20 protein-coding genes are annotated in these 20655 nt (G+C 68.2%); 10 read left to right on the top strand and 10 right to left on the bottom strand.

What is annotated here, in order from left to right:
* The first annotated feature begins 444 nt into the window (after positions 1-444).
* Genes lepA through nagZ form a run of 9 tightly spaced genes read left to right on the top strand, consistent with a single transcriptional unit; the run spans position 445 to position 8327 of the window.
* Positions 445-2256 (top strand): translation elongation factor 4, encoded by a 1812-nt coding sequence (gene lepA, locus AC1DYD_RS26225; protein ID WP_478175691.1) that lies wholly within the window; start codon positions 445-447, stop codon positions 2254-2256.
* Between the two features lie 2 nt (positions 2257-2258).
* Complete coding sequence (gene lepB / locus AC1DYD_RS26220; RefSeq protein ID WP_478175690.1) at positions 2259-3230, top strand: signal peptidase I; 972 nt, start codon at positions 2259-2261, stop codon at positions 3228-3230.
* Positions 3231-3261: 31 nt separating this feature from the next.
* Positions 3262-3618: a DUF4845 domain-containing protein gene (locus AC1DYD_RS26215; RefSeq protein WP_478175689.1), complete on the top strand. Its 357-nt coding sequence runs from the start codon at positions 3262-3264 to the stop codon at positions 3616-3618.
* Between the two features lie 10 nt (positions 3619-3628).
* On the top strand, positions 3629-4327 hold the full coding sequence (gene rnc / locus AC1DYD_RS26210) for a ribonuclease III (protein ID WP_478175688.1): 699 nt from the start codon (positions 3629-3631) through the stop codon (positions 4325-4327).
* Positions 4324-5277, top strand: a complete 954-nt coding sequence (era, locus tag AC1DYD_RS26205; protein ID WP_478175687.1) for a GTPase Era — start codon at positions 4324-4326, stop codon at positions 5275-5277. Before rnc ends, era begins: the two co-directional genes overlap by 4 nt.
* The gene (gene recO, locus AC1DYD_RS26200) at positions 5278-6036 is read left to right on the top strand and encodes a DNA repair protein RecO (protein ID WP_478175686.1); all 759 of its coding nucleotides are present in this window, start codon (positions 5278-5280) and stop codon (positions 6034-6036) included.
* Positions 6037-6091: 55 nt separating this feature from the next.
* Complete coding sequence (locus tag AC1DYD_RS26195) at positions 6092-6865, top strand: pyridoxine 5'-phosphate synthase (RefSeq protein WP_478175685.1); 774 nt, start codon at positions 6092-6094, stop codon at positions 6863-6865.
* The gene (gene acpS / locus AC1DYD_RS26190) at positions 6862-7257 is read left to right on the top strand and encodes a holo-ACP synthase (RefSeq protein ID WP_478175684.1); all 396 of its coding nucleotides are present in this window, start codon (positions 6862-6864) and stop codon (positions 7255-7257) included. The genes AC1DYD_RS26195 and acpS overlap by 4 nt, the downstream gene beginning before the upstream one ends.
* Entirely contained in the window at positions 7254-8327 is a 1074-nt protein-coding gene (nagZ, locus tag AC1DYD_RS26185) for a beta-N-acetylhexosaminidase (RefSeq protein WP_478175683.1), read from the top strand. The genes acpS and nagZ overlap by 4 nt, the downstream gene beginning before the upstream one ends.
* A 4-nt stretch (positions 8328-8331) precedes the next feature.
* Here nagZ and AC1DYD_RS26180 read toward each other — a convergent pair whose 3' ends face one another.
* From AC1DYD_RS26180 to AC1DYD_RS26165, 4 genes are read right to left on the bottom strand one after another with little or no spacing between them, the layout of a single operon-like run.
* On the bottom strand, positions 8332-8844 hold the full coding sequence (locus AC1DYD_RS26180) for a M48 metallopeptidase family protein (protein WP_478175682.1): 513 nt from the start codon (positions 8842-8844) through the stop codon (positions 8332-8334).
* Positions 8841-10127 (bottom strand): Hsp70 family protein, encoded by a 1287-nt coding sequence (locus AC1DYD_RS26175; protein WP_478175681.1) that lies wholly within the window; start codon positions 10125-10127, stop codon positions 8841-8843. Before AC1DYD_RS26175 ends, AC1DYD_RS26180 begins: the two co-directional genes overlap by 4 nt.
* A complete protein-coding gene (gene lysS, locus AC1DYD_RS26170; protein ID WP_478175680.1) occupies positions 10124-11686 on the bottom strand; it encodes a lysine--tRNA ligase in 1563 nt (520 codons plus the stop codon). Before lysS ends, AC1DYD_RS26175 begins: the two co-directional genes overlap by 4 nt.
* A gap of 58 nt (positions 11687-11744) precedes the next feature.
* A complete protein-coding gene (locus tag AC1DYD_RS26165; RefSeq protein ID WP_478175679.1) occupies positions 11745-12392 on the bottom strand; it encodes an LON peptidase substrate-binding domain-containing protein in 648 nt (215 codons plus the stop codon).
* A 49-nt stretch (positions 12393-12441) separates the two neighbouring features.
* On the opposite strand from AC1DYD_RS26165, the gene AC1DYD_RS26160 reads away from it, so the two are divergent.
* The gene (locus AC1DYD_RS26160; RefSeq protein WP_478175678.1) at positions 12442-12999 is read left to right on the top strand and encodes a YggT family protein; all 558 of its coding nucleotides are present in this window, start codon (positions 12442-12444) and stop codon (positions 12997-12999) included.
* 132 nt (positions 13000-13131) lie between these two features.
* On the opposite strand, the gene accD is transcribed toward AC1DYD_RS26160, so the two are convergent.
* From accD to AC1DYD_RS26130, 6 genes are all read right to left on the bottom strand, one after another.
* Positions 13132-14004, bottom strand: coding sequence for an acetyl-CoA carboxylase, carboxyltransferase subunit beta (gene accD, locus AC1DYD_RS26155; protein ID WP_478175677.1), 873 nt, complete (start codon positions 14002-14004; stop codon positions 13132-13134).
* Positions 14005-14110: 106 nt separating this feature from the next.
* Positions 14111-14956 (bottom strand): tryptophan synthase subunit alpha, encoded by an 846-nt coding sequence (gene trpA / locus AC1DYD_RS26150; protein ID WP_478175676.1) that lies wholly within the window; start codon positions 14954-14956, stop codon positions 14111-14113.
* A complete protein-coding gene (gene trpB / locus AC1DYD_RS26145) occupies positions 14953-16230 on the bottom strand; it encodes a tryptophan synthase subunit beta (RefSeq protein ID WP_478175675.1) in 1278 nt (425 codons plus the stop codon). The genes trpA and trpB overlap by 4 nt, the downstream gene beginning before the upstream one ends.
* A gap of 48 nt (positions 16231-16278) precedes the next feature.
* On the bottom strand, positions 16279-16980 hold the full coding sequence (locus tag AC1DYD_RS26140; RefSeq protein ID WP_478175674.1) for a phosphoribosylanthranilate isomerase: 702 nt from the start codon (positions 16978-16980) through the stop codon (positions 16279-16281).
* Positions 16977-17789 (bottom strand): tRNA pseudouridine(38-40) synthase TruA, encoded by an 813-nt coding sequence (gene truA, locus AC1DYD_RS26135; RefSeq protein WP_478175673.1) that lies wholly within the window; start codon positions 17787-17789, stop codon positions 16977-16979. Before truA ends, AC1DYD_RS26140 begins: the two co-directional genes overlap by 4 nt.
* A 26-nt stretch (positions 17790-17815) precedes the next feature.
* On the bottom strand, positions 17816-20551 hold the full coding sequence (locus AC1DYD_RS26130; protein WP_478175672.1) for a FimV/HubP family polar landmark protein: 2736 nt from the start codon (positions 20549-20551) through the stop codon (positions 17816-17818).
* Positions 20552-20655 lie beyond the last annotated feature (104 nt).

Here is a 20655-nt window from a genome sequence, read left to right as displayed (position 1 = left end):
CAGCGTCCAAGAAATTTTTTTGACAGCTCGGACCATGGATTTTGGTTGGCGACCACTAACTTGTAGAGGGTCTAACGATGAATTTCGGTAGAATAGGACCCGTCCGATCCTCGCTCGTCGCATAAGCAGTCCGAGGTGCTTCACGATGCGAGATTCCCGCCGTCCGTCCACCGGCGCTCCACAGTTCGCCCACAAGTTGTTAAGCAATTGCTCCACTGATCCTGTTGATAAGCTGTTAATAATTCGCATGTTGCTGACCTGCAACGACCCCTCCCGGGCTTGGGCCCGGCTGTACGCGCCCCCCTTTTTGCCTACAATGAAGTTCCAACTACTGCAGTTGCCATTGCTTGTTGGTTCAGGGCGCGTCTCTTGTAGACGCGCCCTTTTTTCTTGCCTGTCGCCTTCAGCGCACGAGCCAATTCAAGTACTTAAGCGTTCCCGTTGATGAATCACATCAGAAATTTTTCGATCATTGCGCACATCGATCACGGCAAGTCGACGCTTGCCGATCGCTTGATCCAACGTTGTGGTGGCCTCGCCGAGCGCGAGATGGAAGCGCAGGTTCTCGACTCGATGGACATCGAGAAAGAGCGTGGGATAACCATCAAGGCACAGACCGCCGCGCTGCACTACAAGGCCAAGGATGGGCAGGTCTACAACCTCAATCTGATCGACACGCCGGGCCACGTCGACTTCTCGTATGAAGTGAGTCGCTCGCTGTCGGCTTGCGAAGGTGCGTTGCTCGTCGTCGATGCGAGCCAGGGCGTCGAAGCGCAGACGGTGGCCAACTGCTACACCGCGCTCGACCTCGGCGTCGAGGTGGTGCCGGTGCTCAACAAGATGGACCTGCCCAACGCGGACCCCGACAACGCGCGCTCCGAGATCGAGGACGTGATCGGCATCGATGCGACCGATGCGATTCCGTGCTCCGCGAAGACCGGCATGGGCATCGAGGAAATCCTCGAGGCGGTGGTGGCGAGAATGCCGGCGCCGCGCGGCAACCCCGACGGTCCGCTGCGCGCGATGATCATCGACAGCTGGTTCGATCCCTACGTCGGCGTCGTGATGCTGGTGCGCGTGGTCGATGGCCGGCTGGCGAAGGGCGAGCGCATCAAGATGATGGCCTCGGGCGCGATGTACAACGCCGACAACATCGGCGTGTTCACGCCAGCCAACGAGCCGCGCGCTTCGCTCGAGGCCGGCGAGGTGGGCTACATCATCGCCGGCATCAAGGAACTGCAGGCGGCCAAGGTCGGCGACACCGTGACCTTGATCAAGCCCGGTACCGGCGGCGCCGCGGCCACCGCGACCGAAGCGCTTCCGGGCTTCAAGGAGATCCAGCCGCAGGTGTTCGCCGGGCTCTACCCGACCGAGGCCAGCGAGTACGACTCCCTGCGCGACGCCCTCGAGAAGCTGAAGCTCAACGATTCGTCGCTGCGCTACGAGCCCGAGGTGAGCCAGGCGCTGGGCTTCGGCTTCCGCTGCGGCTTCCTGGGCCTGCTGCACATGGAGATCGTGCAGGAGCGGCTCGAGCGCGAGTTCGACCAGGACCTGATCACGACCGCGCCCAGCGTGGTCTACCAGGTCATGAAGAATGACGGCGAGGTGATCATGGTGGAGAACCCGTCGAAGATGCCCGACGTCGGCAAGATGGCCGAGATCCGCGAGCCGATCGTCACGGTGCACCTCTACATGCCGCAGGAATACGTCGGCGCGGTGATGACGCTGGCCAACCAGAAGCGCGGCGTGCAGATGAACATGGCCTACCATGGCCGCCAGGTCATGCTGACCTACGAGATGCCGCTGGGCGAGATCGTGCTCGACTTCTTCGACAAGCTGAAGTCGGTCAGCCGCGGCTACGCCTCGATGGACTACGAATTCAAGGAGTACCGGGCCTCGGACGTGGTCAAGGTCGACATCCTGCTGAACGGCGAGAAGGTCGACGCGCTGTCGATCATCGTCCACCGCAGCCAGAGCCAGTACCGCGGCCGGGCGGTGGTCTCGAAGATGCGCGAGATCATTTCGCGCCAGATGTTCGACGTCGCGATCCAGGCCGCCATCGGGGTCAACATCATCGCGCGTGAGACAATCAAGGCCCTCCGCAAGAACGTGCTCGCCAAGTGCTACGGCGGCGACATCACCCGCAAGAAGAAGCTGCTCGAGAAGCAGAAGGCGGGCAAAAAAAGAATGAAGCAGATCGGCTCGGTCGAGGTCCCGCAAGAGGCCTTCCTCGCCATCCTGCAAGTCGAAGACTAAAGATGGCATTTCTCACATCCCTGATCCTCGCCGCCTTCGTCGGCTACATCGGCGCCTGGTATTTCGGCGCGGTCGAAGGCAACTTCGCGCTGCTGCTGTTCCTGGCCACGGTGGTCACCGGTCTCTACTGGCTGGCCGAGCGCTTCTATTTCCTGCCGAAGCGCCGGCGCGCGGCCGAGGCGCTCGACGCCTCGCTGGCGCAGCGGCGCGAGGAACTCGCGCGCCAGGGCATCACGCAGGTCGACACGGTCGACACCAAGGCCCGCGAACGCCTGTTCATGCAGCCGTGGTGGCTGGACTGGACCGCCGGCCTGTTCCCGGTGATCCTGGCCGTGTTCCTGCTGCGTTCCTTCCTGTTCGAGCCCTTCAAGATCCCGTCGGGCTCGATGATGCCGACGCTGCTCACCGGCGACCTGATCCTGGTGAACAAGTTCGTCTATGGCCTGCGGCTGCCGGTCAGCAACACCCGCATCACCGAGGGCCAACCGCCGACGCGCGGCGACGTCATGGTGTTCCGCTACCCGCCCAAGCCCAGCATGGACTACATCAAGCGCGTGGTCGGAGTCCCGGGCGACGAGGTGTCCTACCTCAACAAGCAGCTCACCGTCAACGGCCAGCCGGTCCCCAAGGTGGCGATCCCCGAGTATTTCGACGAGGAGACGATGCGCTACCTCAAGCAGTACAACGAGGATCTCGGCGGCAAGGCGCACCGCCTGCTCAACGACGACAGCCGGCGCGCCGGGCTTTCCGAAGCCGAGATCATGCCGTTCCCGAACCAGGAAAATTGTCGTTACAGTGTCGAGGGCGTGGTGTGCAAGGTGCCGCCCGGCCACTATTTCATGATGGGCGACAACCGCGACAACTCGCTCGATTCGCGTTACTGGGGTTTCGTTCCGGACCAGAACATCGTGGGCAAGGCCTTCCTGGTGTGGATGAACTTCGGCAATCTCAAGCGCATCGGCACATTCCAATAAGCATCCGGTTCCAGATCGAGGGAAAGAGGGCATGAGACCAAGGAAGACAGGACACAAACAGCGTGGCATCTCGTTCATCGGGTTGCTGTTCGTGGCGATCGTGCTGGCCTGCGTCGGCGTGGTGGTCGCGCAGGTGATCCCGACGCTGATCGAGTACCAGGCGATCACCAAGGCGGCCAACAAGGCCAAGGAAGGCTCGACGGTGCCCGAGGTGCGCGCGATCTTCGACCGCGCCCAGGCCATCGACGACTTCCAGTCGGTCAGCGGCAAGGACCTTGAAGTCAAGAAGGACGGCGACAAGGTGGTCGTTTCCTTCGCCTACGACCGCGAAATCCATCTGTTCGGCCCGGCCTACCTGCTGCTGAAGTACCGGGGCCAATCCCGTTGACGTTCGCTCCGTGACCGACGGCGGCCTCGTCGCGCTGCAGGCGCGCCTCCAGCACTCCTTCGCCGATGCGCGGCTGCTGCAGCTGGCGCTGACCCATCGCAGTTTTTCGGCGGATCACAACGAGCGGCTGGAGTTTCTCGGCGATTCGGTGCTGAACCTCGCCGTCTCGCACCTGCTCTATGTGCGGCTGGCGACCCTGCCCGAGGGCGATCTGTCGCGGGTGCGCGCCAACCTGGTCAAGCAGGACACGCTGCATCAGCTGGCACTCAAGCTGGCACTGTCGCCCCTGCTGCGGCTGGGCGAGGGCGAGGCGCGCTCGGGCGGCCAGAACCGGCCGTCGATCCTCGCCGATGCGCTGGAAGCCGTGATCGGCGCGGTCTACCTCGATGCCGGCTTCGGCGCGGCGCAGGCGCTGGTGCACCGCCTCTACGAGTCGGTGACGATCAGCCCGCGCATGGAAGCGGCCTCCAAGGACCCCAAGACCGAATTGCAGGAATGGCTGCAGGGTCACAAAATGAAGCTGCCGGCCTACCGCGTCGTCGGGACGCTCGGGGCGGCACACAAGCAAACTTTCGATGTCGAATGCGAAGTGGCCGACCTGGGCTTGCGCGAACGCGGCATCGGCGGCTCGCGCCGCGCCGGTGAGCAGGCCGCCGCGGCGGCCATGTTGATCCGGCTCAAGGCGCGCGGCGCAAAGGCAACCCCATGAACCAAGCGAACGATTCCATCCTCCCCGCGCCCGATGACGGTGCGGAGAGCGCCCGGCGATGCGGCCTGGTGGCCATCGTCGGCAAGCCCAACGTGGGCAAATCGACGCTGCTCAACGCTCTGGTCGGGCAGAAGATCAGCATCACCTCTCGCAAGGCGCAGACCACGCGGCACCGCATCACCGGCATGCGCACGCGGGGCGCGACCCAGTTCGTCTTCGTCGACACGCCGGGCTTCCAGACCCTGCACGCCAACGCGCTCAACCGCTCGCTCAACAAGACCGTGGTCGGGGCGGTGTCCGACGTCGACCTGATCCTGTTCGTGGTCGAGGCCGGCAGCTTCACGCCGGCCGACGAGCGGGTGCTGAAGCTGCTCGGCAGCGGCATCCCGACCCTGCTGATCGCCAACAAGCTGGACAACGTGCACCGCCGTGGCGACATCGCGCCCTGGCTGCAGACCATGCAGCAGAAGCATGCCTTCGCCGAGTTCGTGCCGATGTCGGCCAAGAACCCCAAGGACATCGAGCGGCTGTTCGGCATCTGCGAGAAGTACCTGCCCGCGCAGGATTGGTGGTACGCCGAAGACGAACTCACCGACCGCAGCGAGCAGTTCCTGGCCAGCGAGATGGTGCGCGAGAAGCTGTTCCGCCTGACCGGCGACGAGCTGCCCTACACCTCCACCGTGGTGATCGACAAGTTCGAGGAGGAGCCGCCGCAGCGCAAGGGCCACAAGCGGCTGCTCAAGATCGCCGCCACGATCGTGGTCGAGCGCGACGGCCACAAGGCGATGGTGATCGGCGACAAGGGCGAGCGCATCAAGCGCATCGGCATGGAGACCCGCCAGGAGCTCGAGAAACTCATGGACGCCAAGGTGTTCATCGAGCTGTGGGTCAAGGTGCGCTCGGGCTGGGCGGACGACGAGGCCAGGGTCCGCTCCTTCGGATACGAATGAGTGGCCGTCAAGCGCGTTTCGCATGAACCGGCCTATGTGCTCCACCGCTACGACTGGAGCGAGTCCAGCCTGATCCTCGAGGTGTTCACGCGGCACCTGGGGCGGATCGCGCTGGTGGCCAAGGGGGCCAAGCGCCCGAGCTCCAATTTCCGCCCGGTGCTGCTGCCGCTGCAGCCGCTGCAGCTGAACTTCACCGGCGAGGCCGAGATCCGGACGCTCAAGGGCGCCGAATGGATGGGCGGCCACGTGATGCCGACCGGCGAGGCGCTGCTTTCGGGCTACTACGTCAACGAACTGCTGCTGCGCCTGCTGGCACGCGACGATCCGCACGAAGCGCTGTTCGATGCCTATGCGGCCGTGGTGCAGGTGCTGGCGGGCGACCATGCGGGCGCGCAGGCGGCCACGCAGGCGGCTGCGCTGCGGGCCTTCGAGCTGCTGCTGCTGCGCGAGGTCGGGCTGCTGCCCTCGCTGGCGGCCCAGACCTCCACCCTGGCCCCGTTGGCGCCGGCCGGGCGCTATGCGCTGGTGCCCGAGGCCGGCCTGCGCCCGGCCGAGGACGCCGAGCCTGCGCTGACCGGGTCCGAATGGCTGGCCCTGCAGTCAGCGCTCGACGGCCCGGCGCCCTTCGCCTCGACACTCAGAGTCTGCGCCGGCCTCAACGGCGCATTGCGCACCCAGCTGCGCATCCTGCTCAACTACCATTGCGGCGTCACGACGCTGCGTACGCGGCAGATGATGCGGGATCTGCAAGCCTTATGAGCCGCCGGGCCGTTCCCAAGGCGAGTACCGAAGCGCTGCTGCGCGGAGGTTTTCTATGAGCACCACCATGTCCACTGCACTGTCCGTCAATCTCAACAAGGTCGCGCTGGTGCGCAACACGCGTGCGCTCGGCATCCCGAGCGTGCTGTTCGCGGCGGCGCTGTGCCTGGACGCCGGCGCGCACGGCATCACCGTGCACCCGCGGCCCGACGAGCGCCACATCCGGCCGCAGGACGTGCGCGACCTGTCCGGCCTGCTGCATCGGGACTGGCCGGCGGCCGAGTTCAATATCGAGGGCAACCCGTTCCACAACCTGATGGAATTCGTGCGCGAACTGCGTCCGCACCAGGCCACCTTCGTGCCCGACAGCCAGACCCAGGCCACCAGCGACCACGGCTGGCGCTTTCCCGAGGACGCCGAGCGGCTGCGGCCGCTGATCGCCGAGACCCGGGCGCTGGGGGTGCGCGTGAGCCTCTTCATGGACCCCGCGCCCGAGATGATGGCGGCCGCCAAGGCCGTCGGCGCCGACCGGGTCGAGCTCTACACCGAGGGCTACGCCGCCTCGCGCGGCACCTCCAAGGCCGACGCGGTGCTGCAGCTGTATGCCGAAACGGCGCGCGCCGCGCAGGCGGCCGGGCTCGAGGTCAATGCCGGCCACGACCTGAGTCGCGACAACCTGAGCGATTTCCTGCGCGCCGTGCCGGGCGTTCGCGAGGTCTCGATCGGCCACGCCTTCGTCTCCGATGCGCTGGAACTCGGCTACACCGCGGCGACGCGCGAGTACCTGCGCCGCATCGAGGAAGCCCAAGACAAGACGGCGCAGCAGTGATCTACGGCATCGGCACCGACATCTGCGACATCCGGCGCATCGCCGCCACCTTCGAGCGCCAGGGCGAGCGCTTCGCGCAAAAGGTGCTGAGCGATGCCGAGTTTGCTGTCTGGCAGGCCCGCAGCGCGCGCTGGCCGAAGCGCGGCCTGCGCTACCTGGCCACGCGCTTCTCGGCCAAGGAGGCTTTCAGCAAGGCGATCGGCATGGGCATGCGGATGCCGATGAGCTGGCGGCTGTGCGAGATCGTCAATGAAAAAAGCGGCAAGCCCGTGATCGTCCTGCACGGCGGCCTGAAGGACTGGTTCGAGGCCGAGGGCCTGCGGGCCCACGTGACCGTGACCGACGAAACCGACTACGCGGCGAGCTTCGTCGTCGTCGAGCGCAAAGAATGACCGACAAGACCTTGCACGCGCCCTTGATCATCGACGTGGCGGGAACCGAACTGAACGCGGCCGACCGGCGGCGCTTGGCCGACCCCCTGGTGGGCGGCGTGATCCACTTCGCGCGCAACTGGCAGGACCGGGCGCAGATGCGCGCGCTGAATGCCGAGATCAAGGCGCTGCGGCCCGATCTCCTGATCTGCGTCGACCACGAGGGTGGCCGGGTGCAGCGCTTCCGCACCGACGGCTTCACCCGCTTGCCGTCGATGCGCATGCTGGGCGAGCTGTGGATGCGCGACCCGCTGCGCGCCACGCAGGCCGCCGCCGCCTGCGGCCGCGTGCTGGGCGGTGAACTGCGGGCCTGCGGCGTCGATTTCAGCTTCGCGCCGGTGCTCGACCTGGACTATGGCGAAAGCAGCGTGATCGGCGACCGCAGCTTCCATCGCGACCCGCGCGTGGTGGCGCTGCTGGCGCGCAGCCTGATGCACGGGCTGCTGCAGGCCGGCATGGCCAACTGCGGCAAGCATTTTCCGGGGCATGGTTTCGTCAAGGCCGATTCGCATGTGGCGATGCCGGTCGACCGACGCAGCCTCAAGGCGATCCTGGCCGATGACGCGCGGCCCTACGACTGGCTCGTCGGCACCCTGGCGGCCGTGATGCCGGCGCACGTGATCTACCCGAAGGTCGATGCCCGCCCGGCCGGTTTCTCGTCGAAATGGCTGCATCAGATCCTGCGCGGCAAGCTCGGCTTCGATGGCGCGGTGTTCAGCGACGACCTGAGCATGGAGGCGGCGCGCCGTATCGACGGTCGGCTGCTGAGCTACACCGATGCGGCGCTGGCGGCGCTCGATGCGGGGTGCGACCTCGCGCTGCTGTGCAATCAGAGCGTGGGGGAGGGCGCGGCGCTCGACCAGCTGCTCGACGGCTTTGCCGAAGCGCAGCGCGGCGGGCGCTGGACGCCGAATCCGGCCAGCGAACTGCGCCGGCGCAGCCTCATGCCCCGTGCCGGCGCGCTCGACTGGGATGCGCTCGTGGCGTCGTCCGCCTACCGCCAGGCGGTGGCCATGCTGCCGAGCGCCTAGCCGCTCAGGCGGCGGACGTCGTCCACAGCCGTTCGCCGCCGCCGTCCAGGTGCGTCAGGTACAGCCGCAGGTCGAACTCGTGCTGGTGGTAGTCGGGTTCCATGTGCGTGCACAGCTTGTAGAAGGCCTTGTCGTGGTCGCGCTCCTTCATGTGCGCGAGCTCGTGCACGACGATCATCCGCAGCCACTCGATCGGTACTTCCTTGAACAGGCTCGCGACCCGGATCTCGCGCTTGGCCTTGAGCTTGCCGCCCTGCACGCGCGAGACCGTGGTGTGGGTGCCGAGCGCGTTGCGGATCACGTGCAGCTTGTTGTCGAACGCCACCTTGGACAGCGGCTCGGCGTTGCGCAGGAACTCGCTCTTGAGATCGCTGACGTAGTCGTACAGTGCGCGGTCGGTGCGGATGTCGTGCGGGGCGCGGTAGCGCTTTTGCAGCCAGTCGCCGAGCCGGCCTTCGGCGACCAGCGCTTCGACCTGGGCGCGCAGCGCCGCGGGGTACGCGGCGAGGTACTTCATGCGGGTTGCGGGCTTCGCTCGTTCGCGGCGGCCGAAGCGGCGTAAGCCAGGCCGGCCGCCACACCGCCGAACAGGTCGCCTTCCACCACGTCGACCCCCGGGAAGGCGTCGCGCAGGGCGCTCTGGAACGGGCGCAGGGCCGACGAGCCGCCGGTCAGGTAGATGGCGTCGAGGTCGCCGGACTGCAGACCCGCGCGCCGCACGCACTCGCGGGCGCAGCCGACCACGCTGTCGAGCAGCGTGGCGAGGTGCTGCGCCATGCCGGCGGCGGTCAGCGCGGCCTTCAGGCCCGGCTCGGCGCATGAAAGATCGATCGCCACCTCGTCGGCGGTCATCGAACTCCGGATCTTGGCCTCCTCGACCTCGCTCGCCACGCGGTGCCCTTCGCGGTTCTCGAGCACGTTCATGAGCCGGTCGTGCAGCCGGTTGTCGAGGTAGCTGCTGCGCAGTTCCTGCACCTGGCGGATCGACTTCGGTGTCTGCAGCCAGTTGATCAGGTGCCAGGTCGACAGATCGAAGAAGGTCCGGCTCGGCACTTCGCGGCCCTGCGGCCCGTGGTGCCGGAAGCCCAGGTGCGGCATCGCGCAGGCCAGGCTCAGCCGCTGGTCGTAGTCGGTGCCGCCGATGTGGATGCCGGTGGTGGCCAGCACGTCGCCGGCGCGGTCGGGGTGGCGCATGCGCTCGGGGCCGAGCCGCACCACCGTGAAGTCGGAGGTGCCGCCGCCGATGTCGACGATCAGTACCAGCGATTCGCGGCTCACGCGGCGCTCGAAGTCGAAGGCGGCGGCGATCGGCTCGTACTGGAACGTGACTTCGCCGAGTCCGGCGTTCTCGGCCGCCTGGCGCAACGAGGCTTCGGCCAGCGCGTCGCGCCTGTCGTCGTCGTCGACGAAGCGGATCGGGCGGCCGATCACGACCCGGCCGGGCGGGGTGCCGAGCTGCTGGCGGGCCCGGCTGCCGAGCTCGGCGAGGAACAGCGTGATGATGTCCTCGAAGCTCACCGGCTGGTTGTCGATCTCGGTCGGCTCCTGCATCAGCGCGCTGCCCAGGATGCTCTTGAGCGAACGCATCAGGCGGCCTTCGGTGCCGGCCAGGTAGAGGGCCATCGCCTCGCGGCCGAAATGCGTGCTGCGATCTTCGGCGTTGAAGAAGATCGCGGTCGGGATCGCGATCGCCGAGCCTTCGAGCCGCAGCGGCCGGGCGAGGCCGTCCTCGCCCACGCAGGCGGCGGCGGAATTCGACGTGCCGAAGTCGATCCCGATCGCGGGTGCGTGCCGGCTCAAGATTCGCGACGCAGGGCCGGGAACAGGATCACGTCGCGGATGCTCGGCGAGTCGGTCAGGAGCATCATCAGGCGGTCGATGCCGATGCCGCAGCCGCCGGTGGGCGGCATGCCGTATTCGAGCGCACGCACGAAGTCGTGGTCGTAGAACATGGCTTCGTCGTCGCCGCTGTCCTTGGCCGCGACCTGGGCGTTGAAGCGCGCGGCCTGGTCTTCGGCGTCGTTGAGCTCGCTGAAGCCGTTGCCGAACTCGCGCCCCGTGATGTAGAGCTCGAAGCGTTCGGTGACCTCGGGACGCTCGTCGTTGGCGCGCGCCAGCGGCGAGATCTCGGTCGGGTGCTCCATGATGAAGGTCGGCTGCCAGAGCTTCTCTTCGACGGTTTCCTCGAAGTACATGACCTGCAGGCTCGCGAGGCTGCGCTGGGAGAGCTTGTCCTTTTCCTCGCTGAGGCCGATCTTGCGCAGCGCGTTGACGAGCCAGGCGGCATCGTCGACGTTGCTGCCGGCATCGGTGTGCTTGAGGATCGCCTCGCGGATCGTGAGCCGCTCGAAGGGCTGGGCGAGGTCGACCGGCTTGCCCTGGTACGCGAGCTGCTGGCTGCCGACCGCCTTGTCCGCGATGGTGCGGATCAGCGTCTCGGTGAAGTCCATCAGGTCGCGGTAGTTCCAGTAGGCCGCGTAGAACTCCATCATCGTGAACTCGGGGTTGTGCCGGACCGAGATGCCTTCGTTGCGGTAGCTGCGGTTGATCTCGAACACGCGCTCGAAGCCGCCGACGATCAGCCGCTTGAGGTACAGCTCGGGCGCGATGCGCAGGAACATCTCCTGGTCGAGCGCGTTGTGGTGCGTCTTGAAGGGCTTGGCGTTGGCGCCGCCCGGGATCGGATGCAGCATCGGCGTCTCGACCTCGAGGAAGTCGTTGGCCACCATGAACTCGCGCAGCGCGCTGACGGCGCGGCTGCGTGCCGTGAAGCGATCGCGCGCCGTGGCGTCGGTGATCAGGTCGACATAGCGCTGGCGGTACTTCTGCTCCTGGTCGGCCATGCCGTGGAACTTGTCGGGCAGCGGCCGCAGGCTCTTGGTGAGCAGGCGCAGCCTGGTCACCTTGACCGACAGCTCGCCGGTCTTGGTCTTGAAGACCGTGCCTTCGGCGCCGACGATGTCGCCGAGGTCCCAGTGCTTGAATTCGGCATAGGCCTCGTCGCCGATGGCTTCGCGCTGGACATAGAGCTGGATGCGTCCGGTGGCGTCCTGCAGGGTCGCGAAGCTGGCCTTGCCCATCACGCGCTTGAGCATCATGCGGCCGGCCACGCTGACCGGGATCGGCGTGGCTTCGAGCGCCCCGGGCTCGGCCTCGCCGTGGGCGGCGAGCAGGGCGGCGGCGCGGTGGCCGGGCTTGAAGTCGTTCGGGAACGCGACCCCCTTGCCTTCCGCCTGGGCGCTGCGCAGCGCCTTGAGCTTCTCGCGCCGTTCGGCCATGAGCTGGTTGTCGTCGACGGCCGGCGTCGGTGCGGAGGCCGCGGCAGGCGCGGGAACGGATGGAGTCAGGTGGTCGGACATGGGCGCTGGATTGAGGGCGCGGCAAAAAGCGCGCAACCCGACATTTTAACGGGCGGCGCTACTTCGTGATGCCGGCCCGCACGAGCAGGTCGCTGACCAGTTCCAGGCGCATCAACGGACTGTCGAGCGCCATCAGGCGCTGCTTGAGTTCGGTCTGCATCGGCAGCAGTTCGCACCAGCGGTTGGCAACCCAGCCGCAATCCTCGAAACGGTGCGGTGCGCCGATCGGCAGCCGGACGCTGTCGTCGCCTTCCAGGCGGCGCCGCTCCTCGAGGGTGTCGACGAGGCGCCGCAGCGCGTCGGCGGTGTGCTGCAGGTCTTCGGGCAGTGCCAGCGGCCTGTCGTCGGCGACGGCCTCGACCTCGGCGGTCCAGAGGCCGTATTTCTGCAGTTCGCTGGTGCGCACGCGAAAACGCTGCGTGCCGATGCATTCGATCTGCAGCAGGCCGGCCTGCGGGGCATCGAACTCGCGGATCACGGCGAGCGTGCCGACCTCCGCGAAGGCCTCGGCTTCGGCGCCGGCGCGGCGCACCTCCGTGCCCTGCGTCAGGCTGACGACGCCGAAGGGTGCACCGTTCTTGTGGCAGCGCCCGATCATGTCGAGGTAGCGGACCTCGAAGATCCGCAAGGGCAGCAGGCCGTCGGGAAACAGCACCGTGCCGAGCGGGAACAAAGGGAGGGAGCGCAGAAGGGGTTGTGTCGTCATCGATGAACCTTTGCGTGGCTATCATCGCATTCCTTCACGACCACGCGCCATGTTCTATCAGATCCCCTCGTTCCTGCTCGACGTGATCGTCGGCCTCCTGGGCGGCGCTTGCCTGCTGCGTCTCTACATGCAATACCACCGGGTGCCTTTCGGCAATCCGCTGGGGCGTTTCGTGTTCGCGGTCAGCGACTGGATCGTGCTGCCGCTGCGCCGCGTGATCCCGTCGGCCAAGCGCTGGGACCTGGCCAGTGCGGTGGCCGCCTGGCTGCTGGTGCTGGCGAAGTTCCTGCTTCTGTGGCTGCTGCTGGGCGGCGTCGGGCGCTGGGCCGTGCTGCCGCTGGTGTCAGTGGTCGGTCTGCTGCAACTCGCGGTGTCGGGGCTGACCGCGCTGCTGATCGTCTACGCCGTGCTGTCCTGGGTGCCGAGCGCGTCGTCGATGCTGCACGACCTGATCGCGCGTCTGGCCGAACCGCTGGTTCGGCCGCTGCGCCGCTTCATCCCGCTGATCGGCGGTGTCGACCTGTCGGTGCTGGCCGTGATCGTGCTGCTGCAGGTCGTTGCCATCATCCTCGGCAACCTGATGCAAGCCGCCTTCACTCTCGGTTGACCGTGCGCGGCCGGCGCAGCCAGGCCCGTTGGTGAAACACCGCGGAACCGGCTTTGCCGGGCCGCTGGTGTTGCCCCCGGTAGGGGGTGGGAGGGCTACACGAAGTGAGCCCGACCTGGGGGCGAGCGATATCTAGTCCACCGCGTCGGCGGGTTGGCGCAGCAGCATCGCCAGCGTGCTGGCAATCGTCTTGCGCAGTTCGCGGCGATCGCAGATGAAGTCGATCGCGCCCTTGGTTTGCAGGAACTCGGCACGCTGGAAGCCTTCAGGCAGGGTCACCCGCACGGTCGACTCGATCACGCGCGGGCCGGCGAAACCGATCAGCGCCTTGGGCTCGGCGATCACGACGTCGCCGACGAAAGCGAAGCCGGCACTCACACCGCCCATGGTCGGGTCGGTCAGCACGCTGATATAGGGCAGGCCCTTCTTGGCCAGGCGGGTCAGCGCCGCGTTGGTCTTGGCCATCTGCATCAGCGAAAGCAGGCCTTCCTGCATCCGCGCGCCGCCGGTGGCGGTGAAGCAGATGAAGGGCACCTTCTGCTCGATGGCCGTTTCGACGCCGCGCACGAAGCGCTCGCCGACCACGCTGCCCATGCTGCCGCCCATGAAGTCGAACTCGAAGCAGGCGACCACCACGTTGATGCTGTGCACCGAGCCGCCGATGACCACCAGGGCGTCGGTCTCGCCGGTGTTCTCGAGCGCCTCCTTGAGCCGCTCGGGGTACTTGCGGCTGTCCTTGAACTTCAGGGCGTCGACCGGCAGCACCTCCTGGCCGATCTCGTAGCGGCCCTCGGGGTCGAGGAAGGCGTCGAGCCGGGCCCGGGCGCCGATGCGGTGGTGGTGGCCGCAGCTCGGGCAGACGTTCTGGTTGTGTTCCAGGTCGGTCTTGTAGAGCACCGTCTCGCAGCTCGGGCACTTGATCCAGAGGCCCTCGGGCATCTGGCGCCGCTCGCTCGGGTCGGTCGGCGTGATCTTGGGGGGAAGCAGTTTTTCAAGCCAGCTCATGGTTTCACCGCCGGGCCGCCCCAAGGTGAAACGCCCCCCCGGGGGGCAGCGAAGACACGAAGTGCACAGCGTGGGGCGTCATCATTTCTCCTTGTGTGGGCATGGATTATCCGCCAGCCGTGGTCCGGGGCGTGGCGGCGGGCAGGGCGTCGAGCGCCTGGCGGATCTCGGCCAGGAATTCGCGCACCCGCGGCACCACGGCGTCGCGGGGCTGGCCGTCGATCAGCTGGATGATGCGGGTGCCGATCACGACCGCGTCGGCGCTCGCACCGACCGCCTGGGCCGTGCGTGCATCGCGGATACCGAAACCGACGCCGACCGGCACGCCCACATGCCGGCGGATCCGCGGGATCATCCGGCCGACCGCATCGGTGTCGAGGTGGCCGGCACCGGTCACGCCTTTCAGCGAGACGTAGTAGACATAGCCCGTCGCGATGCGGCCGACCTGGGCCATGCGCTCGTCGGTGCTGGTCGGCGCCAGCAGGAAGATCAGGTCGATGCCGCGGGCCTGCAGGGCGGCGGCGAAGTCCTCGCATTCCTCGGGCGGGTAGTCGACCACCAGCAGGCCGTCGACGCCGGCGGCCGCGGCGTCGCGGATGAAGGCGCCCTTGCCGTGCACGCCGTCATAGCGCTCGACCGGGTTGGCGTAGCCCATCAGCACCACCGGCGTGGCGGTGTCGGTCTCGCGGAAGGCGGTCACCATGGCCAGCACCTGCTTCATGCCGACGCCGAGCGCCAGCGCGGCCTCGCCGGCCTGCTGGATCACCGGGCCGTCGGCCATCGGGTCGGAGAAGGGCACGCCGAGCTCGATCACGTCGGCCCCGGCGGCGACCATGCCGTGCATCAGGGCGGGCGTGATGTCGGCATACGGGAAGCCGGCCGTCACGTAGGGAATCAATGCCTTGCGGCCCTGTTTCTGCAGGGCGTCGAAGGTGGCAGCAATCCGGCTCATGCCTTGCCTCCCTTCACCTGGAGGCCGCGCATCGACGGCCGGTCGTAGAAATCGACGCCCGAGAGGTCGGCCACGGTGCCGATGTCCTTGTCGCCCCGGCCCGAGAGATTGACCAGGATCGACTGGTCCGGCCGCATCGTCTTCGCCAGCTTCATCGCGTAGGCGAAGGCGTGGCTCGATTCGAGCGCCGGAATGATGCCTTCGGTCCGGCACAGGTAGTGGAAGGCCTCCAGCGCCTCGCCGTCGGTGATGCCGACGTATTCGGCGCGGCCGATGTCGGCCAGGTAGGCGTGCTCGGGGCCGACGCCCGGATAGTCCAGGCCGGCGCTGATGCTGTGGGTCTCGGTGACCTGGCCGTCGTCGTTCTGCAGCAGGTAGGTGCGGTTGCCGTGCAGCACGCCCGGACTGCCGCGCAGGATCGAGGCCGCATGCTTGCCGCTGTCCAGGCCTTCGCCGGCGGCCTCGACGCCGATTAGCCGCGTGCGCTCGAACGGGATGTACGGATGGAAGATGCCCATCGCGTTGCTTCCGCCGCCCACGCAGGCCACCACCACGTCGGGCTGCTTGCCCTCGGCCTCGCCGGTGATGCCCTGCGCCGCCAGCATGGCCGGCATCTGCACGATGCACTCGGTGCCGATCACGCTCTGGAAGTCGCGCACCATCATCGGATAGGGGTGCGGGCCGGCCACGGTGCCGATGATGTAGAAGGTGTTCTCGACGTTGGTGACCCAGTCGCGCATCGCCTCGTTGAGCGCATCCTTCAGGGTCTTGCTGCCCGACTCGACCGGCACCACGGTGGCGCCGAGCAGGTTCATGCGGTACACGTTCGGGCTCTGGCGCTTGACGTCCTGGCTGCCCATGTAGACCACGCATTCGAGCCCGTAGCGGGCGCAGATCGTGGCGGTCGCCACGCCGTGCTGGCCGGCGCCCGTTTCGGCGATCACGCGCGGCTTGCCCATGCGCTTGGCGAGCATCGCCTGGCCGATGGTGTTGTTGACCTTGTGGGCGCCGGTGTGGTTCAGGTCCTCGCGCTTGAGGTAGATCTGGGCGCCGCCGATCTCGCGGCTGGTGCGCGCCGCGTGGTAGATCGGCGACGGCCGGCCCACGAAATGGGCCAGTTCGTAGTGGAATTCGGCGAGGAACTCGGGGTCGTCCTTGTACCGGGCGTAGGCATCGCGCAGTTCGCTGATCGCGTGGGTCAGCGTCTCGCTCGCGAAAGTGCCGCCGTAGATGCCGAAATGGCCGCTGGCGTCGGGTTGCTGGTAGGTGTCCATGGTCTCGCTGCGTTGGGCCGGCGCCCGCGGATCGAGGCGGCGCGCTGGCTAGTGAACTGGGGAAAAGGCATCGGCCGCCCGCACGGCGGCCACGAATTCGCGGATCTTCGCGGCGTCCTTGAGGCCCTTGGCGGCCTCGACGCCCGAACTCACGTCAACGGACAGCGACTTGCAGCGCGTCCGCAGCTGACGAATGCCATCGCCCACGTTTGCAGGTGCGAGCCCACCACTCAAGACGAGGTGAGCGTCGACGGCGGGTGGAAGAAGTGACCAATCGAATGCCTTGCCGCCACCGCCATAGGCTTCGACATGGGCGTCGAGCAGGATGGCCTGGGCGCGGGAGTAATCGGACGCATATTTTACGAGGTCGAAGGAAGCCCCGGCGGCGCCGAGCGGAATCCGGGCCGCCCGCATGTAGCGGTGGGCGCCGCGGCCGCTGGCTTCCCAGCACTGTTCGGGCGTCTCGTCGCCGTGGAACTGGGCCATGGCGCCGGCCACGCGCGCCAGCGCATCGAGGGTCGCCGGCGCCGACGCGTTGACGAACAGCAGCACCGGCGTCACGAAGGGCGGCAGCCGCCCGGCCAGTGCGGCGGCGCGCTCGGCCGTCACTGCACGCGGGCTGGCGGGATAGAGCACGAAGCCGACCGCGTCCGCGCCGGCCTCGACCGCGGCGTCGACGTCGGCCTCACGCGTCAGTCCGCAGATCTTGACGCGGGTGCGGGGGAGCGGGAAGGCGGCGGGAGTGGTCATGGCGGGCCATCATACGCAGCGCGGTCGGCCTGCAGCGTCGCCTCGGGCGGCAGGCCCCAGCCGGCGTCGTACAGCGGTCCCAGGAAGTAGAGTCCGGCGGCAGAAAAGGTGGGGGCCGCGACCACCCGGCTGCGCGCGGCCAGCACCTCGGCCATCCATTCGGGCGCCGCATCGCCGTGGCCGATGCGCACCAGGCAGCCCATGATGTTGCGGATCATGTGGTGCAGGAAGGCGTCGGCCTCGAACTCGAAATGCCAGCGGCAGCGCTCGCCCTCGCCGTGGCGCGTGATCTCGATGCGGCGCAGGTCCTTGACCGGCGAGCGGGCTTGGCAGGCCGAGGCGCGGAAAGAGCTGAAATCGTGCTGTCCCACCAGCACGGTGGCGGCGGCGCGCATCGCATCGCCGTCGAGCGCACGCATCGACCAGCCGACCCGGCCGGCGTCGAGGCTCGGGCGGACCGGCGATTGCGACAGCACGTACAGGTAGCGGCGGGTCAACGCACTGGCCCGGCAGTGGAACGGGTCGGGCACCGGCTGCGCCCATTGCACGGCGATGTCGGGCGGCAGGAAGCGGTTGGTGCCGCGGACCCAGGAGATGGGCCGGCGCTCGATGGAGGTATCGAAGTGCACCACCTGCATCAGGCCGTGGACGCCGGTGTCGGTGCGGCCGGCGCACAGGGTCGAGATCGGCTGGGCGGCGAACTGGCTCAGCGCCGCCTCGAGCTTGTCTTGCACCGTGCGGCCCGAGAGCTGGCTTTGCCAGCCCTGGTAGGCCTGTCCGTTGTAGCGGATGCCGAGGGCCAGCCTCACAGCAGAATCGGCGGCCGCATGGCCGCTCAGCGCAATTGGCCGAGCAGTTGCTTGGCTTCGGCCTTGATGTCGCCGGCGCTTTCGGCGGCCACTTCCTCGACCAGCGAGCGGGCACCCTCGACGTCGCCGAGCGCCTTCAGTTCGCGTGCCAGCGAGAGCTTGATCGCGTGCGGGTTTTCGCCGCTGTCGTCGATCGCCTCGAGGCGGCCGCGCTCGGTGTCGGGCGGGGTGCGGTTCGACAGGCCGGCCAGCGAGCTCATGTCGAATTCGATGAAGCCTGAATCCGTGGGCAGGCCGGCGCGCAGGGGGGCGGGCTGGGTGCGCTCCTCGTCGGGCTGCGACGCTTCACGCGCGCGCGGCTCGAGGGCCGCAGGGGCGGTATCGAAGTCGTTCTCGAGATCGAGCCGGCTGGGAACCTGGCGGGCCGGCGCGTGGCCGTTGAGCGGCGCGGTGACCGTGCTCGGCAACTCGGGGGCGATCGCCTGGAACGGCTTCGGCGCCGCCGCCGGGGTCAGGGGCAGGCTGGCCGTGACCGAGGCCGGGGCGGTCGTTGCCGGCGGTGGGTTCAGGTCGAGATCGAAGTCCAGAGGCGCCACCGACGGCATGAAGGCCGGCGGCGGCGCTTCCTTCACGGGTGCGGGCGCCGGTGCGAGCGGCACTGGGGCGCTGGCGGCGGCGAGGGTGCCGGCGAAGGCGGCGGCTTCGGCGGCGGACACACCGCCGCGGTTGCCGCTCTCGTAGAGCGGATTGCCCGGATCGAGGTCCTTGCCGAGTTCGACCACGCGGTTCCATTCGCTGCCTGTGCCCCCGGTCAGCTTGTGGACGTCGGCCGCGAGCGCTTCGTAGGCGCGCAGGTCGCGGCGCTTGGCATGGATCTCGAGCAGCTTGAGATGGATCGCGGTGCGTTCGGGATTGACCCGCAGGGCCTCGCGCAGGATTTCCTCGGCCTGGAGGTCGCGGCCGTAGGCCAGGTAGACGTCGGCCTCGGCCACCGGGTCGACGTCGCCGGCATCCAGCTGGCTCGGCGAATACGACAGCGACGACACGACGGAGTTGCCGCGGTTCTTGGTGTCCACCGACTCGCCGCCGCTGGCGCCGAAGAAGGAGTCCTTGGGAATCCGGCTTTCGATGAACACGCTGTCTCCGGCATCGCGGCGCTTGCGGCCGAGCACGCGGTAGAGCAGGACACCGATCAGCAGGGCGATCAGCGCGGCGGCGCCGGCCATCAGCGGGTTGTCGAGCAGCTCGGAGAAGAAGCTCGGCTGCGCGGGCGGCGGCGGGGGCGGCGCCTTGGCGGCCGGCTTGGCGGCCGCGGCCGGGGCGGTCACCGCGGGTGCGGCGGCCGGGGCGGAGGCGGCAGCAGCCACTGCCGGGGCTGCGGAAGAAGCCGCGGGGGCGGCAGGGGCGGCTACAGGCGCAGGTGCAGGTGCAGGTGCCGAGGCGGCGGGTGTGGCCGCCGGTGCCGGAGTCGCCGGTGTTGCGGCTGCCGGCGCTGCGGCGGGCGCTGTTGCAGGTGCGGCTGCCGGCGCTGCTGCAGGTGCTGCTGCCGGCGCTGCTGCGGAGGCAGGGCGGGGGGTGGCGGCCGGTGCGGCGGGGGCCGCGGAAGCAGGCGCCGGGGCCGGACTGGCCGCGGCCGGCACGGCGCCGCTGGCGGCCTGGATCTTGTTCAGTTCCGAGATGTTCTTCGACAGCTCGGCCACGCGCGCGTTGCTGGCCTGCGTCTGGCGCGCCTGGGCGATCTGCTCCTCGGTCGGGCGTCCCGGGGCGATGCCCTGGGAGATCTTGAGCTTGTCGCTCGCGGCATTGGCCGCATTGCGGTCCTCGACATTGGCTTGCAGCTTGCCCGAGGTCTGGCGGTCGGCATCGGCCACCCGCGAGGTCGGCGCGTTGTCGGCCAGACGGCGGCGGTACTCGCCGAAGTCCTGGCTCTGCGCGGTGACCATCCGTCGGGCTTCGGACGCCGGGATGGCTTCGGCCTGGGGTGCGCCGGGCACGTCGAGCACGGCCCCGGCCTTGATCCGGTTGACGTTGCCGCCGATGAAGGCGTTCGGATTGGCGCGCAGCAGGGCCACGAGCATCTGGTCGAGCGAGACCTCGGCCGGCTTGTAGGCGGCGGCGATCTTGCCGGCGGTATCGCCCGGCTGGACCTTGACCTGCTCGCTGCTGCCGGTGCGAACCGTGCCACTGTCCGCCGGGGCGGCGGGCGCGGCAGGTGCCGTGGCGACCGGGCGTTCGCGCCGGCTTGGAGCTGCCTGCACGACGGCCGGCGCGACACGCTGCGGGGCGATCTGGGGTGCTGTCGGAGCGACCTGGGCCGCAGCCTGGCGGCTGGCCGGCGGGTCGAGCAGGACCGTGTAGTCGCGGACGATACGGCCCGAGCTCCAGTTGGCCTCGAGCAGCAGGTCGACGAAGGGTTCGCTCAACAGCCGGTTGCTGCTGAGGCGCACCACGTAGCGGCCATCCGGGCGTTTCTGGACGCCGACCCGGACGTCCGACAGGGCGGCGTTGTAAGGAACGCCGGCGGCGCGGAAAGCCTCGGTGGAGGCGATGTTGACCTTGAGGTTGTCGGCCTCGGCGGCCGTGATCTCGGTGATCTCGATTTCGGCCCGCAGCGGTTCGCCCAGCGCCGACTGCACGTTCAGCCGTCCCAGTGCGAGCGCGCTGGCGTCGGCGGCGAAACCGCCCAGAGCCAAGGCCACCGCCGCGCTGACCAGCGTGAGTTGACTCCGGCCAGGGATCGTCGAACTCGGGGGGGTGGCCAAAAGGCGGGCCGCAGGCAACGATTGTCGTGTCATGCTGTGAGGGGGCAGCTCGGCCCAAAAGTGTAAGGGGACGTTAACATCAACACTCGGCACTGACAAGGCGA

Source organism: Variovorax sp. P4_B11, assembly GCF_056402355.1.
Note: the sequence above shows the minus strand (reverse complement) of the source record. Positions and strands in the feature narration are given on the sequence as shown.

What these genes read in the sequence shown, in the direction of transcription:
- trpA (WP_478175676.1), bottom strand. Translation starts at nt 14,956, where the DNA reads ATGAGCCGGATTGCTGCCACCTTCGACGCCCTGCAGAAACAGGGCCGC.
- AC1DYD_RS26165 (WP_478175679.1), bottom strand. Translation starts at nt 12,392, where the DNA reads ATGACGACACAACCCCTTCTGCGCTCCCTCCCTTTGTTCCCGCTCGGC.
- AC1DYD_RS26195 (WP_478175685.1), top strand. Translation starts at nt 6,092, where the DNA reads ATGAGCACCACCATGTCCACTGCACTGTCCGTCAATCTCAACAAGGTC.
- AC1DYD_RS26215 (WP_478175689.1), top strand. Translation starts at nt 3,262, where the DNA reads ATGAGACCAAGGAAGACAGGACACAAACAGCGTGGCATCTCGTTCATC.
- trpB (WP_478175675.1), bottom strand. Translation starts at nt 16,230, where the DNA reads ATGGACACCTACCAGCAACCCGACGCCAGCGGCCATTTCGGCATCTAC.
- AC1DYD_RS26180 (WP_478175682.1), bottom strand. Translation starts at nt 8,844, where the DNA reads ATGAAGTACCTCGCCGCGTACCCCGCGGCGCTGCGCGCCCAGGTCGAA.
- lepA (WP_478175691.1), top strand. Translation starts at nt 445, where the DNA reads ATGAATCACATCAGAAATTTTTCGATCATTGCGCACATCGATCACGGC.
- lepB (WP_478175690.1), top strand. Translation starts at nt 2,259, where the DNA reads ATGGCATTTCTCACATCCCTGATCCTCGCCGCCTTCGTCGGCTACATC.
- lysS (WP_478175680.1), bottom strand. Translation starts at nt 11,686, where the DNA reads ATGTCCGACCACCTGACTCCATCCGTTCCCGCGCCTGCCGCGGCCTCC.
- accD (WP_478175677.1), bottom strand. Translation starts at nt 14,004, where the DNA reads ATGAGCTGGCTTGAAAAACTGCTTCCCCCCAAGATCACGCCGACCGAC.
- era (WP_478175687.1), top strand. Translation starts at nt 4,324, where the DNA reads ATGAACCAAGCGAACGATTCCATCCTCCCCGCGCCCGATGACGGTGCG.
- nagZ (WP_478175683.1), top strand. Translation starts at nt 7,254, where the DNA reads ATGACCGACAAGACCTTGCACGCGCCCTTGATCATCGACGTGGCGGGA.
- AC1DYD_RS26160 (WP_478175678.1), top strand. Translation starts at nt 12,442, where the DNA reads ATGTTCTATCAGATCCCCTCGTTCCTGCTCGACGTGATCGTCGGCCTC.
- AC1DYD_RS26140 (WP_478175674.1), bottom strand. Translation starts at nt 16,980, where the DNA reads ATGACCACTCCCGCCGCCTTCCCGCTCCCCCGCACCCGCGTCAAGATC.